Raw genomic sequence first — 17,259 nt, forward strand, 5'->3', positions numbered from 1 at the left:
GTCTTGTGGATGATTTCTGAGGGTTTGTCACGTCACCCGGATGCCGTAACGGCCTTACCGGGATTCCCGGTCCCGGAAACCCCTTCGACCCTTGGCATATGCGGCGCGTTCGGGGGAACGGCTACCCCCGAACGCCCGTCTCCAGGAGCGAGGCGACGCGTCATCTGCTGACAATGGCGGAGACCCTCGCGCAGTGTTTCGTGCAGGCGAGACTACGATGTAAGCCTTCACGTCACAGCACCCACTTCGCCGCCCCGACGAAAGCTGTCCAACGCTCCACTTGGGGAGGCCAGACGAATCCTGATGGGGAACTCAATGTCGTTCATCGGCCGTGACATGGCTGTCGACCTCGGGACCGCCAACACGCTGGTGTACGTCAGGGGTCGCGGGATCGTACTCAACGAGCCGTCCGTCGTCGCGATCAACACCAACACCGGTGGCATCCTCGCGGTCGGCGCGGAAGCGAAGAAGATGATCGGCCGGACGCCGGGCAACATCGTGGCCGTGCGCCCGCTGAAGGACGGCGTGATCGCCGATTTCGAGATCACCGAGCGGATGCTCCGCTACTTCATCCTGAAGATCCACAAGCGGCGGTATCTGGCTCGTCCGCGGGTCGTCGTGTGTGTGCCGTCGGGCATCACGGGCGTTGAGCGCCGGGCCGTCATCGAGGCGTCCTCCCAGGCCGGCGCCCGCCAGGTGCACATCATCGAGGAGCCCATGGCCGCCGCCATCGGCTCCGGCCTGCCGGTCCACGAGGCCACGGGCAACATGGTGGTCGACATCGGCGGCGGCACCACGGAGGTCGCGGTCATCTCGCTCGGCGGCATCGTCACCGCCCAGTCCATCCGCGTCGCCGGCGACGAACTGGACAACGCGATCATCCAGTACGTCAAGAAGGAGTACTCGCTCCTCCTCGGTGAGCGGACGGCCGAGCAGATCAAGATCACGATCGGTTCGGCGTACGACCTCGACACTGACGAGCACACCGAAATCCGCGGCCGGGACCTGGTGTCCGGGCTGCCCAAGACCGTCGTCATCTCCGCGGCCGAGGTCCGCAAGGCCATCGAGGAACCGGTCAACGCGATCGTGGACGCGGTCAAGACGACCCTCGACAAGTGCCCGCCGGAGCTGTCCGGCGACGTCATGGACCGCGGGATCGTCCTGACCGGTGGAGGCGCCCTGCTGCGCGGCCTCGACGAGCGGCTGCGCCGGGAGACCGGCATGCCGATCCACATCGCCGAGGACCCGCTGGACAGCGTGGCGCTCGGCTCCGGCAAGTGCGTCGAGGAGTTCGAGGCGCTCCAGCAGGTGCTGGACGCCCAGCCCCGCAGATGACGCGACGCGCCGACTCCGCCGTACGAGACCATCTGTGCTCGTGCGGCGGATCGTTGATATAGAGGCATAAGCCCCTAATCGTCAGTAACGGAACCTCCCATACCGAACCGCCCATCCCCAACCTCCCATCCCCAACCTCCCATCCGACGAGGAAGGCACGGCCGCCGCACGTGAGGGACACACGAGAGAGCCGGCTGCTCCTGGTGCTGCTGATCGCCATCGCGTTCGCTCTGATCACGGTGGACATCCGCGGTGGCGAGGACTCACCGGTCGAAGGTGCCCGCCAGGCCGCCGCCACGGTCTTCGGCCCGATCGAGAACGGGGTGTCGTCCGCCGTCGACCCCGTCGGCAACGCGATCGCGGCCGTACGCGACTCCGGCAGCCGGCACGACCGCATCGCCCAACTGGAGCGCGACAACGCGGCCTTGAAGGCGAAGCTGGGCAGCGACGACCGCAACCGCAGCCGACTCAAGCAGCTCGACAAGATGATCCGGGTGGCGGGCGAGGGCCAGTACGGCATCAAGGGCGCGGAGGTCATCGGGATAGGAGCGGCCCAGGGCTTCTCCTGGACCGTCACCATCGACGTGGGCGCGAACGACGGCATCAAGCGGGACATGACCGTCCTCAACGGCGACGGGCTGGTCGGCCGTGTCACCACCGTCGGCCCCGACACCTCGACGGTGCTGCTGGCCAACGACCCCGACTTCACCGTCGGCACCAGAATGGAGGGCAGCGACGAACTCGGTTTCGCCTCCGGGCAGGGCGACCGTCCGCTGCGCGTGCAGCTCCTCAACGCCAAGGCGGACGTGAAGAAGGGCGACCGCCTGGTTACCTTCGGCTCCGAGGCCGACAAGCCGTTCGTGCCGGGCGTCCCGGTCGGCGTGGTCTCCCGGGTCGACCCCTCCGGCGGTGACCTGACCCGCACGATCTACGTGACCCCGTTCGTGTCCTTCACCAAGCTCGATGTCGTCGGCGTCGTCGTCCAGGCGCCGAAGAAGGACCCGCGCGACACCGTCCTGCCACCGAAGCCCCAGCCGACGCCCACGCCGACCGTGACCGTCACCGTCACCCCCTCGGCCTCCGCCGACGGCGGGCAGCAGACGCCCTAGGAGCCGAACCTGATGCGCCTCAACCGGATGCTGCTCGCCACCCCCCTGGTCCTCGTCGCCCTGGTGATCCAGGTGAGCGTTCTCGCCCGTCTGCACCTGCCCGGCGCCGTCCCGGACCTGGTGCTGCTGACCGTCGTCGGCCTCGCCCTGGTCTACGGCCACGTCGGCGGCTGCCTCGTCGGCTTCGGCGCGGGCCTGCTCTCCGACCTGGCCCCGCCCGCCGACCACGCCGCCGGCCGCTACGCACTCGTGCTGTGCGTCATCGGCTACCTGGCCGGACTCGCCAAGCCGGAGAACGGCCGCCTGAAGTCCGCCAGCGGCCCCATGGTCGTGGTGGTCGCCGCCGCCATCGGCTCCACCCTGCTGTACGCGGGCGTGGGCGCCCTCGTCGGTGACACCGCCGCCCGCCATGTGGGCCTGCCGAGCCTGCTGTTCACCGCCGCGCTGTACGACCTGCTGCTCGCGCCTTTCGTGGTCCCCGGGCTCATGGCCCTGGCCCGCCGCGCCGACAACGACCCGCTCGCCGAGACCAACTCCGCCAAGGCGGCCGACGTCTCCTCCGGCTGGCTGTCCTCCGGCACCGGCCTGCGCATCGGCAGCCAGCGCAGCGGCCTGAGGATCAGAGCCGCAAAGGCCCGGGTGGCCCGCGCGGGACGCATCAAGGGGGTCAAGCGGCTGTGAGGACAGGACCTGGGCCGCACAGGTCGACCGTGTACTCGTATGACGTGTACGTGCGCTGAGAGGGGGCGGCAGCAGTGACCGACGCCCACCCGTCTGACCACCACCACCCTCAACGGAATGGGCTGCGCCCATGACTAACATCCCCGAGACCGGGCGCACTCCACGCGTCCAGATCCGGCTCGTCGTCATCCAGATCCTCGTCCTCTCCCTCCTCGGCACCCTCGGCAGCCGCCTGTGGTACCTGCAGATCCGCGAGGGCGCCCAGTACCAGAAGGAGGCGTCCGGCAACCACGTCCAGCAGGTCGTCCAGCCGGCCGTACGCGGCGACATCCTGGACGCGCGCGGAGTCCCGCTCGCCGACAACGAGACCAAGCTCGTCGTCTCCGCCTCCCGCACCGACCTGCTGAAGATGAAGGACAGGGGCAAGACGGTCCTGGCCAAGCTGGCCGGCGTGCTGGGCATGAAGCCCCAGGACGTGATGGACAAGGTCCGGCTGTGCGACGCCAAGACGCCCCAGCCCTGCTGGAACGGCTCCCCGTACCAGCCCATCCCCATCACCGACGAGGCCACGCCCCGGCAGGCCCTGCAGATCCGCGAGCGCTCCGAGGACTTCCCTGGCATCACCGCCGAGCCGGAGGCCGTGCGCCGCTACCCGAGCCCCGGCGACGTGAACACCGCCCAGGTGCTCGGCTACCTCTCGCCCGTCACGGACCAGGAGATCCAGCAGGCGAAGAACACCGATTCCCCGTATCTGCGCTCCGACATGGTCGGCCGCTCCGGCCTCGAGCGCCAGTACGACGCGGCGCTGCGCGGCAAGGCCGGCGTCACCCGCTACGAGGTCGACAACCTCGGCCGGGTCATCGGCAAGGCCAAGTCGGACGCCGCCGAACCCGGCTCCAAACTGGTCACGAGCATCGACGCCCGGGTGCAGCGGGTCGCCGAGTACGAGCTGGACCGGGCGATGAAGGTCGCCCGCACCCAGTTCGACAAGAACACCGGGGAGAACTACAAGGCCGACTCCGGCGCCGTCGTCGTGATGGAGGCCAAGACCGGCCGCGTCGTCGCCATGGCGTCCGCCCCGACGTACGACCCGAACGTGTGGGTCGGCGGGATCTCCGCCAAGGACTACAAGCAGCTCACCGGCAAGGACTCCGACTACCCGCTGCTCAACCGGGCCATCCAGGGCCAGTCCGCGCCCGGCTCCACCTTCAAGGTGATCTCCACGGCCGCCGCGATCCAGGCCGGCTACGACTTCGACGGCCACTACCCGTGCACCAGCTCCTACTCGGTCGGCGGCCAGGTCTTCAAGAACTTCGAGGGGGAGAACTTCGGCCCGATCTCGCTCGGCCGCGCCCTCGAGGTCTCCTGCGACACCGTCTTCTACGGCCTTGCGGACAACGAGTGGAAGAAGGACGGCGGTATCAACCCCAAGAAGGGCCAACCCAAGGACTGGTTCTTCAAGACCGCCCATCAGTTCGGCCTCGGCAAGCCCACCGGCATCGACCTGCCCAACGAGGTGTCGGGCCGAGTTCCGGACCGCCAGTGGAAGCAGAAGTACTGGGAGGCCAACAAGGACGCCTGGTGCAAGACCGGCAAGAAGGACGGCAGTTACGTCGAGAAGATCGCGTACGAGAACTGCCTCGAGGGCAACAAGATGCGCGAGGGTGACGAGATCAACTACTCGATCGGCCAGGGCGACACCCTCCTGACCCCGATCCAGGAGGCCGTCATGTACTCGGCGATCTCCAACGGCGGCACCCTGTGGGACCCGACCATCGGCAAGGCGATCGTCAGCCCCGACGGCAAGAAGGTCACCGAGATCAAGCCCAAGTCGCACGGCAGGCTGCCGATCGACGCCAAGACGCGCGACGTCATGGAGGAGGCCCTCGCCGGCGTCGTCACCCGCGGTACCGCCGCCTGGAAGTTCGGCGGCTGGCCGCAGGACAAGATCCCGCTGCACGCCAAGACCGGTACCGCCGAGGTCTACGGCAAGCAGACCACGTCGTGGCTGGCCACGTTCTCCAATGACTACGCGGTCGTGATGACGATCTCCCAGGCCGGTACCGGTTCCGGCGCCTCCGGTGAGGCCGTCCACAACATCTACAACGCGTTGTACGGCGTCCAGTCCGACGGCTCGATCGACAAGAAGAAGGCGCTGCTGTACACCCCGCAGCAGGGCCTGCCCAAGATCCAGCCCGACGGCTCGATCGTCGCCCCGAAGATCGAGAAGTACGACCCGAACGCCAACCAGGCGAGCCCCTCGCCCGGGCAGACGGCGCCCACCGACAACCCGCCGGCCACCGCGCCGTCGCCGACCGCGAGCAACCGCGACACCCGACGGCGCACGGGCCGCCCGAAGAAGAGGCGGAGGATCCTCACGTGACCGGAGCGAACAACTTCTCCGTCTCCGGGTACGGGCCCGAGCGGGCCGGCTGGACGCGGATCTTCGCCCGCGACGGCCTGGCCCGCCGCCTCGACTGGCCGATACTGCTGTCGGCCCTGACCCTGTCCCTGATCGGCACGGCCCTCGTCTACTCGGCCACCCGCAACCGCACCGAGATCAACCAGGGCGACCCCTACTACTTCCTGATCCGGCACCTGATGAACACCGGCATCGGGATCGCCCTGATGATCGGCACGATCTGGCTCGGCCACCGCACCCTGCGCACCGCCGTGCCGATCCTGTACGGCATCTCGCTGTTCATGGTGCTGCTGGTGCTCACCCCGCTCGGCGCCACCATCAACGGCAACCGCAACTGGATCGTCTTCGGCGGCGGCTTCTCTCTCCAGCCCTCGGAGTTCGTGAAGATCACGATCATCCTGGGCATGGCGATGCTGCTCGCGGCCCGGGTCGACGCGGGCGACAAGCCCTACCCCGACCACCGGACCGTGGCGCAGTCCCTGGGCCTGGCCGCCGTCCCCATGATGATCGTCATGCTCATGCCGGACCTCGGCTCGACGATGGTCATGGCGGTCGTCGTGCTGGGCGTGCTGCTCGCCTCCGGCGCCTCCAACCGCTGGATCTTCGGCCTGCTCACCGCAGGCGCCGTCGGCGCGATCGCCGTCTGGCAGCTGCACATCCTGGACGAGTACCAGATCAACCGCTTCGCCGCCTTCGCCAACCCGGACCTCGACCCCGCGGGCGTCGGCTACAACACCAACCAGGCACGCATCGCGATCGGCTCCGGCGGACTGACCGGCGCGGGACTGTTCCACGGCTCCCAGACCACCGGCCAGTTCGTGCCCGAACAGCAGACCGACTTCGTCTTCACGGTCGCGGGAGAGGAGCTGGGCTTCCTCGGCGCCGGCCTGATCCTCGTCCTGCTCGGCGTCGTCCTGTGGCGGGCCTGCCGGATCGCCCGCGAGACGACCGAGCTCTACGGCACGATCGTCGCCGCCGGCATCATCGCCTGGTTCGTCTTCCAGTCCTTCGAGAACATCGGCATGACCCTCGGCATCATGCCGGTCGCGGGCCTGCCACTGCCGTTCGTGTCCTACGGAGGCTCCTCGATGTTCGCCGTCTGGATAGCGGTGGGACTGCTGCAGTCGATCCGGGTGGAGCGGCCGATGTCGGCGTAGGCCTCCGGCGGTCGGGCCGGTTGCCCGGTGCGGGCCGGTGGGGGCGGCCGTCGCTGAGGGCTCCGCCCCCAGACCCCCATCGGCCTGAACGGTCTCGTCCTCAACCGCCGGACGGGCTCAGGGGCACCCCTGCCATCCCGCACCGATTCCCACTAGATTCGGGTCATGGCGGACACCAAGCGCGAGATCGAGCGCAAGTACGAGGCCGCAGCCGACGATCACCTGCCCGACCTGACCGGCGTCGCGGGCGTCTTCGGCGTCATCGACAAGGGCGTCACCGAACTCGACGCCACCTACTACGACACGGCCGACGAACGCCTGGCCCGCGCCCGTCTGACCCTGCGCCGCCGCACCGGAGGCGACGACGCCGGCTGGCACCTCAAACTGCCGGTCGCCGACGGCGTCCGCGACGAGATCCGCGCCCCGCTCTCCGACACCGTCCCCCGCTCCCTGTCCGCCCTCGTCCGCTCCCGCGTCCGCGACACCCCCCTGATCCCCCTCGTACGCCTGCGCTCCGCCCGCCACGTCCGCCACCTCGTCGACGCCGACGGCGCCCTGCTCGCCGAGGTCAGCCTCGACCACGTCCGCGCCGAGCGGATCGGCGGCGGCACCGGCACCGCCGCCTGGACCGAGATCGAGGTCGAACTCGCGGACGACGGCGACCCCCGCTTCCTCGACAAGGTCGAGAAGAGACTCCGCAAGGCCGGAGTGCACCGCTCACCGTCCCACTCCAAGCTCGCCAGGGCACTGCAGGAGACCGGCGGACGCACCGCGACCGGTGAGCAGCTCCCACCGGCCACCGCGGGCGACCACGTCCTCGCCTACGTCCGCGCCCAACGGGACGCGATCGTCGCCCTCGACCCCGCGGTACGCCAGGACGTCTTCGACTCCGTGCACGCCCTGCGCGTGGCCACCCGCCGACTGCGCAGCACCCTCCGTTCCTACGCCAAGGTCCTCGACCCCGCCGTCACCGCCCCGATCGCCGACGAGCTGAAGTGGCTGGCCGGCGAGCTGGGCGTGGACCGCGACCAGGAGGTGCTGACCGAACGCCTGACGGCCGCCGTCACCGCACTGCCCCGCCACCTGGTCGTCGGCCCGGTCCGCGGCCGGTTGCGCACCTGGTCCCGCGCGGGGCGCGGCGGCTCCCGGCGCAGGCTGATCGGAGTCCTGGACAGCGAGCGCTACCTGCGGCTGCTGGACGCGCTGGACACCCTGACCACCGACCCGCCCCTGCTGAAGGCGGCCGCCGGGAAACCGTCCAAGGTGATCGCCAAGGCCGTACGGAAGGACATCAGGCAGGTCGCCGACCTCATCGGCCGCGCCCTGGACCAGCCACCGGGCACCGACCGCGACCTCGCCATCCACGAGGCCCGCAAGAAGGCCAAGCGCACCCGGTACGCCGCCGAGGCCGCCGCACCCGCCCTGGGCGGACCCGCCGAATCCCTGGCCACGGCGATGAAGTCCCTGCAGACCCTGCTCGGCGACCACCAGGACAGCGTGATGACCCGGATCGCCCTGCGGGAGCTGTCGGCACAGGCACACACGGCGGGGGAGAACACGTTCACCTACGGCGTCCTGTACGGCCGCGAGGAACAGCGGGCGGCAGCGGCGGAGGCGGCGCTGCCGGAGCTGTGGCGGGCGGTGGAGGCGGAAGCGGACGTCTGAGCGGACGGGGGGCCTGCCGGGGGCTCCGGCTGAGGCGGGGCGGGCTGACGGGCGCCTCCCGGCCCTGTCCCGCGTGCGTCCGAGGAGGTGTCCCGGCCGCGTTAGGCTAGATGGTCACCCCTGACAGTTCCGTCCAGCTCACGAAAGTCGCGAGATGTCTGCCGAAGCCGCCGTATCGGTGTTCCCGCAGCTCGAAGCTCTGCTGCCGCACGTGCAGAAGCCGATCCAGTACGTGGGCGGCGAGCTGAACTCCACCGTCAAGCCGTGGGACGAGTGCGACGTCCGCTGGGCACTCATGTACCCCGACGCCTACGAGGTCGGGCTGCCCAACCAGGGCGTCATGATCCTCTACGAGGTCCTGAACGAGCAGCAGGGCGTCCTCGCCGAGCGCACCTACAGCGTGTGGCCGGACCTGGAGGCGCTGATGCGGGAGCACGGCGTCCCGCAGTTCACCGTCGACAGCCACCGCCCGGTGAAGGCCTTCGACGTGTTCGGCATCAGCTTCTCCACGGAGCTGGGCTACACGAACATGCTGACGGCCCTGGACCTCGCCAGTATCCCGCTGGAGTCCAAGGACCGGACCATCGACGACCCGATCGTCCTGGCGGGCGGCCACGCGGCCTTCAACCCCGAGCCGATCGCCGACTTCATCGACTGCGCGGTGATCGGCGACGGCGAGCAGGCCGTCCTGGAGATCAGCAAGATCATCCGCGCCTGGAAGGAGGAGGGCCGCCCCGGCGGCCGCGAGGAACTCCTCTTCCGCCTGGCGAAGACCGGCGGGGTGTACGTCCCGGCGTTCTACGACGTCGAGTACCTCCCCGACGGCCGTATCGCGCGTGTGGTCCCCAACCGCTCCGGCGTCCCGTGGCGCGTGTCGAAGCACACGGTCATGGACCTCGACGAGTGGCCCTACCCCAAGCAGCCGCTCGTCCCGCTGGCGGAGACGGTCCACGAGCGCATGTCGGTCGAGATCTTCCGGGGCTGCACCCGAGGCTGCCGCTTCTGCCAGGCGGGCATGATCACGCGCCCGGTCCGCGAACGCTCCATCACGGGCATCGGCGAGATGGTCGACAAGGGCCTGAAGGCGACGGGCTTCGAAGAGGTGGGTCTCCTCTCCCTGTCCTCGGCGGACCACTCGGAGATCGGCGACATCGCCAAGGGTCTGGCGGACCGCTACGAGGACGACAAGATCGGCCTCTCGCTCCCCTCCACCCGCGTGGACGCCTTCAACATCGACCTGGCGAACGAGCTCACCCGCAACGGCCGCCGCTCGGGCCTGACCTTCGCCCCGGAGGGCGGCTCGGAACGCATCCGCAAGGTCATCAACAAGATGGTCTCGGAGGAAGACCTCATCCGCACGGTCGCCACCGCCTACGGCAACGGCTGGCGCCAGGTGAAGCTGTACTTCATGTGCGGCCTCCCGACGGAGACCGACGAGGACGTCCTCCAGATCGCCGACATGGCGACACGCGTGATCCAGAAGGGCCGCGAGGTATCGGGCTCCAACGACATCCGCTGCACGGTGTCGATCGGCGGTTTCGTCCCCAAGCCCCACACCCCCTTCCAGTGGGCGCCCCAGCTCTCCGCCGAGGAGACGGACACGCGCCTGGAGAAGCTGAGGGACAAGATCCGCGGCGACAAGAAGTACGGCCGATCCATCGGCTTCCGCTACCACGACGGCAAGCCGGGCATCGTCGAGGGCCTGCTGTCGCGCGGCGACCGCCGGATCGGCGCGGTGATCCGCGCGGTGTACGACGACGGCGGCCGCTTCGACGGCTGGCGCGAGCACTTCTCCTACGACCGCTGGATGGCGTGCGCGGAGAAGGCGCTGGCCCCCTGCGGCGTGGACGTCGACTGGTACACCACCCGCGAGCGCACCTACGAGGAGGTCCTCCCCTGGGACCACCTCGACTCGGGCCTCGACAAGGACTGGCTCTGGGAGGACTGGCAGGACGCCCTCGACGAGACGGAGGTCGAGGACTGCCGGTGGACGCCTTGCTTCGACTGCGGGGTGTGTCCGCAGATGGACACGGCCATACAAATCGGCCCGACCGGTAAGAAGTTGCTTCCTCTGACGGTCAAGAACGCAGGTCAGGCCCCCGCTTCGAGTAGTCACGCGCACTGACGTGGGCGAGGCACTCGATCGGATGATTGAGGCGCTGGCGGGGGTGAGTGAGGATTCCTAGAGAGGCCACGCAGATCGTCTCCGAGGTGGAGTGGATCTAAGTGCGTGACTTGTGCCGGTCGAGCCCCCTTCCCTGTCAGGAAGGGGGCTCCGTTCTACTTGGAGTCGGGCTACCCAGGTTTCTGCCCCGGCCGAGTTGCACCTCTCTCTACTGGGTCAAGGCCCGGCTGCGCTCCGCTCCGGTGGAGTGGGTCCGAACCCCCGCCACCCTGGGTTGTCGCCTTGCTGGTGCTGTGATCGCGAAGGTTCACCGGGCTGTGGGTCGGGTACGGATGGCTCCCTGCACCAGGGCTTCAGCGGCGAATCATCCGGGAGCCGGAGATTGCGACGAGGATCGCGGCGAGGGTGACAAGGCCGACGAGCACGGTGACTGTGGGCCAGACCCTGAGCGCGCCGGCTGTGAGGAGCGGCGGGATGGTCATGCCGGCGTAGGCGATGAGGAAGATGCCGGCGAGCGCCTCGCCTCGACGCTCCGCATCCGCGACCGCGGCGGCGGTGCCGAGGGCGGCTCGGAACAGGATGCCGATCCCTGCGCCCGCGACCCCGCCGCCGATGAGGAAGAGCAGAAGCGAGGCGACGATGGCGGCAACGCCGATGCTCACGAGCCCGAGCGCGGCGAGCGCGATGGCGAGCCCGATCTGAGGGCGCATCGCCAGCCGCACGGTGAGGATCTGCGCGAGGGCTGCCGCCATGAAAACGACGAATGGCGACAGGCCGGCGAGCAGGTGCGAGTGCAGCCCGAGGAGACCGACGAGGAAGGTCGAGGACAGTCCCATGAAGGTGCCGAACACTGCGAACGCGCCGAACGCCGCCGCTCCGGCCGCCCAGAACGCGCCCCTCCCCGCCGCCGGCACTGCGACGCGCTGCGGCCGGTAGGCAGGGCGCTCCTCACGGCGCTCGACCGTCTCGGGAACGAAGGCGACCAGGATCCCTTCGACGACCAGGAGGATGGCGAAGGCCACGTAGGGGGCGATGAGCGGTCGCGTGGACCAGGTCGCGATGAGCCCGCCGATCAGAGGGCCGAGGCCGATGCCGCCGAGGTTTGCGAAGGTCGACACGAGGGCGACGCGACCTTTGGCGTGGTGGGCCGCTGCGCCGAGCTCGGAGAGGTGCGCGGTCGCCGTGGCGGTGAGGATGCCGATGCCGAGTCCGCTGATGAAGCGGGCGACGACGAGGCCGGCGACGTCGTTCCAGACGAGGAAGAGGATCGCGGCCAGCAGGTTGACGAGCAGCGAGCCGAGGATCACGCGTCGGCGTCCCAGCCAGTCGGAGACATGGCCCGCGAGATACAGGCTCAGCATGACCCCGACCGCGTATGCGGCGAAGATGACGGTGAGGACGATCGTCGGGAAGCCGTCACGCTGCTGGTAGATCGCGTAGAGGGGCGTCGGGACGGCGCAGAACGCGAGCTCGGTGCTGAAGGCGAGCGCGATGATCCAGAACCCCGCCCCGTGCGGAAGTCGTTCGGTGGCTGGAGTCCGGGCCGGAGCAGCAGTTGTCGTCATTCCTCCATGCTCGACACCTCATGCCATCGCGTCCAACGCATACTCTTGGTCACAGTTATCGACGTAACCGATGGTGCCGGGAGACAGAGAGATGGAGACCCGACTGATCGAGTACGCGATCGCGGTCGCCGACGAGCTGAGCTTCACCCGTGCCGCGCAACGCGTCTACGCAGCACAGTCGACCGTCTCCGCCGGGGTTCGGGCGCTGGAACGAGAGCTCGGCACTGCACTCTTCGAGCGAGACCAGCGAGGGGTGCGGATCACCGCCGCTGGAGAGGCGGTGCTGCCTGCGCTTCGCGCGCTCGCCGACGCCGAGGCGCGCGCCCGCACCGCAGCCGACCCGCGAGGCGAACTGCGGGGCGAACTGCGTATCGGGGTGTTCTCCAGCGTGAGCTACCTCGCGATCCCGCGCGTCATCGGCGCCTTTCACCGCGAACACCCGCTCGTCGACCTCCGACTGCGCGCGTCTTCGTCCGGCTCGGCGGAGCTCGCCGACTCCGTGCGGCGGGGGCGGCTCGATCTCAGCTTGTACGGGCTCCCAGCGGCCACCGCGGGGCCAGGCCTTGCCGTGCACCGGCTCGCCACAACGCCCTACGCGGTCATCCTCCCGGCCGACCATGAACTCGCATCACGCGCGGGACTAGCGCTGAAGGACCTCGCGAATGAGCGCTTCGTGGACGCGCCTGTCGGTTTCGGCAACCGGGACGTCCTCGACGCCGCGCTCGGCGCACGCGGGGTGGTGCGCGACGTCGCAATCGAGGCGACCGAGACCAGCTCGATCCCGGTCTTCGTCGCCAACGGCCTCGGCATCGCGCTGCTTCCCGAACTGCTGATCCCGCCCAGCGAAGACATCGCAGTCGTCCCTCTGAACGAGCGCATCGACTGGGAGTTCAACGTCGTGACGCGGACCTCGACCGGCGAAGCCACCGCGGCTCTGCTCGAGCAGCTGCTCACGGCCTATTGACCACTGTTCCCGGCGCGTTCAGCTCGTCAGGGGCGATAGAGGAGCGCCGTGACCAGATGGACACCCACATCCAGATCGGCCCGACCGGCAAGAAGCTCTCAAGGTCAAGAAGGCGGCGCCTGTTCCCGGTGGACACGCTCAGTAAGCGTGGCTGACGCTCTGGGGTGCATCGTCGATGTGCCGACGGCGGCAACGGGGATGAGGTTGTCGCCGCGCCGGGCCCGTCCGCATCTGCCTACTCTGAGGGTGTAGAGGGGCGTCGAGACCGCACGACGGGACCAGTGGGATGGGCATTCCGGCCGAGACACCGGACCGCCGCTGGAGAGCGGATGCGCCCGAGCGGCTCATGCCGCACGAAGTGGACCTGGCCGTACTGGACGCGCTGTTCACCCACTCACCGATCGGCGTGGCCGTGTACGACACCCAGCTGCGCCTGGTCCGGGCGAACCCCGCGCTGGAACGCATCCACGGCGTTCCCAACGTCCAGCTCCTCGGCCGGCGGATCGGTGAGGTTCTGCCCGCGCTCGACGTCGCCGGGATCGAGAGCCGACTCGCCAGGGTTCTGGAGACGGGCCTGCCCGTCGTCGGCAGCGAGCACCGCGGACGTACGCCTGCCGATCCGGGCAGGGACCACGTCTGGATGACGTCATCGTTCGCGCTGACCGGGCCGGACGGCCGACGCCTGGGAGTCACCGACCTGGTCATCGACGTCACCGACCGTCACCGAGCCCGCGAGCGCCTGGCCCTCCTCGACGAAGCCACCGCCCGCATCGGAACGACACTCGACGTCACGCGCACGGCCCAGGAGCTTGCCGACGTGCTCGTCCCGCGCCTGGCCGACCTCACCTCGATCGACCTCGTGGTCGGCGTCATGGCGGGCGAGGAAGCTCCACCCACCGGCGTCGGCGGGGTCGCGCTGTGCCTCGCAGCCCGCAAGGCCTCACATCCGGGGATCACGGAGGAGCTCCGGACACTCGGAGAGGTCCAGGAGTTCACTGCCGACTCGCCCCATGCCCAGACGCTCGCCGACGGGCAGCCCAGAATGCTGCCCGTCGTCGACCCCGACGCCGACTGGGTACGGAACTCTCCCGACCCCAGGACCCTGGCGATGCTGAAGCACGGGACCCACTCCCTGATCGTGGTGCCCCTGCGTGCCAGGGACACCGTCCTGGGGGTGGCCCACCTGTACCGCACGGCGGCCCGCCCGGAGGCCTTCGAGCCCGACGACCTGGTCTTCGTTCAGGAGCTGGTCGCCCGCGCCGCTGTCTGTGTGGACAACGCCCGCCGCTACACCGGCGAGCGCGCCGCCGCTGTGACCCTCCAACAGAGCATGCTCCCGCGCAGCGTTCCGGACCAGGGCGCCGTCGAGGTCGCGTACCACTACCGTCCGGCCCGCGCGCACGCCGGGGTGAGCGGCTGCTGGTTCGATGTGATCCCGCTCTCCGGCGCCCGTGTGGCTCTCGCCGTCGGCGACATACCCGCCAAGGGTGTCGAGGCCGCCGCCTGCATGGGGCAGATCTGCTCCGCCGTACGCACCCTCGCACAGCTCGACCTCGCCCCTGACGAGGTACTGGCCCGGCTCGACGACATGGTGCCGCGTCTGGTCGAACGCGAGCACACGGCAGGGTCCGCACCCATCCTGGAGAAGCTCGTGGGCGCCACATGCCTGTATGCGGTCTACGACCCAGTTTCCCGCCGTTGCGTCATGGCGAGCGCCGGACACCCCCCGCCCGTCGTCGCCGACCCGGCCGGCCGCGTCCGCTCCGCGGACCTGCCGTCCAACCAGCCCCTGGGAGTGGGCGACCCTGTCTTCGAGCCCCACAGGATGGAACTGGCCGAGGGCAGCACCCTCATGATGTACGGACGAAGCCTCCCGGCGGTTCGTATGGCGGATCAGGCACTGCACGAGCGGCTCTGCGCGATCATCGCACAGGGCAGCCGTACGCCGAACGAGGTCGGCCAGGCCGTCGTCAACGCGGTCGCCCCCCACCTGGCGGCCGAGGACGACCTTGCGTTGCTCCTCGCCCGCACCCGCTCGCTCGACGCCGCGCACGTCGCCACATGGGACCTGCCGTGCGACCCCGCCGCCGTCGCCAGCACCCGCTCGCTCACGACACGGCAGCTCGACCAGTGGGGTCTGGAGCATCTGGCCTTCACCACCGAACTCATCGTCAGTGAACTGGTCACCAACGCCATTCGCTACGGCACCCCGCCGATCCGGCTGCGGCTCATCCGTGACCGGATCCTGATTTGCGAGGTCAGCGACGCCGCCAGCACCTCGCCGCACATCCGCCGGGCCGCCACCGCCGATGAAGGCGGACGCGGGCTCTTCCTCGTCGCCCAGTTCTCCCAGCGCTGGGGAACCCGGTACGACGCCACCAGCAAGACCATCTGGGCGGAACAGTCCTTCACCGGTGTCACCTCTCGCAGCATGGACCTGCAGGACGCCTGACGGTCAGGGCAGGAACGTCTGTGTCCGCGTCCAGCCGCTCATCGGCCGGGATCGGTTCAGACGCTGCCGGTGCCCGGGCCGTAGAGCGCGGCGATGTCCTCGGACCTCGCCCACCGGCTGTAGGTGGGCGACTGGGGCCAGCTCTCGGGTGAGTCCTGCCATTCCTCCTGCCGCCCGTACGGCAGGATGTCGATCAGCGCGAAGGTGTGGCTGAGCTGCTCGGTACCCCGACCGTTGGTGTGCCAGGTGCGATAGACGGTGTCGCCGTCGCGCAGGAACACGTTGACCGCGAATCCTCCCTCGGGAGGTGCGCCGACATCGGCCCCGAATGAACTGTTGGCAGTCGAATACCACGACATCCGGTTGCCGACCCGCTGCTTGTAGGCGAGTGCCTTTTTGATCGGGCCCTGGGTGACGATGACGAATCGCGCGTCGTAGTTGTCCAGGAACTCCAGGCGGGTGTACTGCGAGGTGAACCCCGTGCACCCCGGGCACTGCCATTCTTTGCCGGGGAACCACATGTGGTTGTAGACGATCAGTTGCGTCTTGCCTTCGAAGACGTCCGCCAGCCGAACGGGGCCGTCCTCGCCTTCGAGGGTGTAGTCGGGCATCTCGACCATCGGCAGGCGACGGCGCTCGGCGGCGATGGCGTCGAGCTCCCGTGTCGCGGCCTTCTCCCGGGCACGCAGTGCCTCGAGCCGGCGTTCCCAGGTCGCCGCGTCGACGACGGACGGTAGTGCGTGGCTGGTCATGGTCCCCTCACAGAGTTCGTGCGCAGCTTTCGCTTGTCCAGAGGCAGACCTCACCGGGCTCCGGAACTCATCGGTCGCCGGCCGAACCGTGCGTCTGTACGCACCTGGTCCAGTTCCCCCGGGGCGCCCCGGTTGGCCGGGGAGTACGGCTGCCGGTGTCGCGAGTTTCCCCCTTTGGGTGGATCTCCGCCGGCTCACCGCCCGGCGGGCCTGCGCGCCGAGCGAGCGCCAGGCGCGTAGCACCGGTAGCGGTGGCGGCCTGGCGGATCAGGTCGGCGACGGCCTCGGTGCGGGCGATCAGGGACAGGTGCACATCGGCGTTCACGTACCGGCGCCGCCGAGCCCGCTCATCCGGTGCGATCGGGTGAAACCGGCCGGCTCGGGCCGTTCGTCGAGCGATACGTTTTTCCCGCGCGTTCACGGCGATGGGCGGGCGCGAAGCTGTGCGGTCCCTTGAAGGGTGACGGGCGATTGTCCGTTTATGCGGTCACGCTTTTTTAATTCGCGCGGCGGGCTGGCCGGGTGGCATTTCGGTGCCCGCTCTTCAAAGGAACTGAATGCAGGTGTCGGCGGTCGATATTGGTTCTGGTCGCGCGGAAGAGTGAGTGCCTATTCGGTTGTGCAGAGCTCGCTCGGCCTTTCCCTCGGAGCGGTACAGGAGATTCTCGAACATGCGGACATCACTTCGAAAGTCTCGCCTGAAGGCCGCCGGCCTGCTTTCACTGGCGAGCGCCGTTGCCATGGGCTCGAATCTCGTCTCCCAAACGGTGGTTGTGGCCGATGCGCTCGAGAGATCGCATGCCGACCACGTGAGCGGAGCAATCGGCCCGAAGGGCGCAGGGGGTGCCGCCTCCGGGCCCCAGGGGCATGATTCCGGTGGGTCACAGGGGCGCGAACCCCATGGGCATGACTCGCACGACTCGCACGGCTCCGGCTCCCATGGATCGCTGGGGCCGCAAGGGCCCCAGGGCGCGCAAGGATCACAGGGCACACAAGGATCACAGGGCGACACTGGCGCGCAGGGTCCGCAGG

The 17,259-nt window shown here is 69.2% G+C and carries 11 protein-coding genes; 9 read left to right on the forward strand and 2 right to left on the reverse strand.

Annotation, left to right across the window (positions count from 1 at the left end):
- The first annotated feature begins 315 nt into the window (after positions 1–315).
- The 7 genes from ACZ7L1_RS20565 to ACZ7L1_RS20595 all read left to right on the forward strand — a co-directional run bounded on the left by ACZ7L1_RS20565 (position 316) and on the right by ACZ7L1_RS20595 (position 10,494).
- Complete coding sequence (locus ACZ7L1_RS20565; protein WP_103845224.1) at positions 316–1,335, forward strand: rod shape-determining protein; 1,020 nt, start codon at positions 316–318, stop codon at positions 1,333–1,335.
- Between the two features lie 170 nt (positions 1,336–1,505).
- Entirely contained in the window at positions 1,506–2,444 is a 939-nt protein-coding gene (gene mreC / locus ACZ7L1_RS20570) for a rod shape-determining protein MreC (protein WP_471439006.1), read from the forward strand.
- A gap of 12 nt (positions 2,445–2,456) precedes the next feature.
- The gene (gene mreD / locus ACZ7L1_RS20575; RefSeq protein WP_471439007.1) at positions 2,457–3,125 is read left to right on the forward strand and encodes a rod shape-determining protein MreD; all 669 of its coding nucleotides are present in this window, start codon (positions 2,457–2,459) and stop codon (positions 3,123–3,125) included.
- 130 nt (positions 3,126–3,255) lie between these two features.
- Positions 3,256–5,508 (forward strand): penicillin-binding protein 2, encoded by a 2,253-nt coding sequence (gene mrdA / locus ACZ7L1_RS20580; protein WP_471439009.1) that lies wholly within the window; start codon positions 3,256–3,258, stop codon positions 5,506–5,508.
- Positions 5,505–6,704: a rod shape-determining protein RodA gene (gene rodA, locus ACZ7L1_RS20585; protein ID WP_471439011.1), complete on the forward strand. Its 1,200-nt coding sequence runs from the start codon at positions 5,505–5,507 to the stop codon at positions 6,702–6,704. Before mrdA ends, rodA begins: the two co-directional genes overlap by 4 nt.
- 165 nt (positions 6,705–6,869) lie before the next feature.
- Positions 6,870–8,369 (forward strand): CYTH and CHAD domain-containing protein, encoded by a 1,500-nt coding sequence (locus tag ACZ7L1_RS20590; protein WP_471439013.1) that lies wholly within the window; start codon positions 6,870–6,872, stop codon positions 8,367–8,369.
- A 154-nt stretch (positions 8,370–8,523) separates the two neighbouring features.
- Positions 8,524–10,494, forward strand: coding sequence for a TIGR03960 family B12-binding radical SAM protein (locus tag ACZ7L1_RS20595; RefSeq protein ID WP_471439015.1), 1,971 nt, complete (start codon positions 8,524–8,526; stop codon positions 10,492–10,494).
- A 353-nt stretch (positions 10,495–10,847) separates the two neighbouring features.
- Here ACZ7L1_RS20595 and ACZ7L1_RS20600 read toward each other — a convergent pair whose 3' ends face one another.
- Positions 10,848–12,059 carry an MFS transporter gene (locus tag ACZ7L1_RS20600; RefSeq protein WP_471439017.1) on the reverse strand — a complete coding sequence of 404 codons (1,212 nt, stop codon included), beginning with the start codon at positions 12,057–12,059 and terminating at the stop codon, positions 10,848–10,850.
- A 91-nt stretch (positions 12,060–12,150) separates the two neighbouring features.
- On the opposite strand from ACZ7L1_RS20600, the gene ACZ7L1_RS20605 reads away from it, so the two are divergent.
- Complete coding sequence (locus ACZ7L1_RS20605; protein WP_471439019.1) at positions 12,151–13,023, forward strand: LysR family transcriptional regulator; 873 nt, start codon at positions 12,151–12,153, stop codon at positions 13,021–13,023.
- Between the two features lie 286 nt (positions 13,024–13,309).
- Positions 13,310–15,475: a SpoIIE family protein phosphatase gene (locus tag ACZ7L1_RS20610; RefSeq protein WP_471439021.1), complete on the forward strand. Its 2,166-nt coding sequence runs from the start codon at positions 13,310–13,312 to the stop codon at positions 15,473–15,475.
- 56 nt (positions 15,476–15,531) lie between these two features.
- On the opposite strand, the gene ACZ7L1_RS20615 is transcribed toward ACZ7L1_RS20610, so the two are convergent.
- Positions 15,532–16,227, reverse strand: a complete 696-nt coding sequence (locus ACZ7L1_RS20615) for a DUF899 domain-containing protein (protein ID WP_471439023.1) — start codon at positions 16,225–16,227, stop codon at positions 15,532–15,534.
- Positions 16,228–17,259 lie beyond the last annotated feature (1,032 nt).

The organism is Streptomyces sp. NPDC107546, from assembly GCF_055639175.1.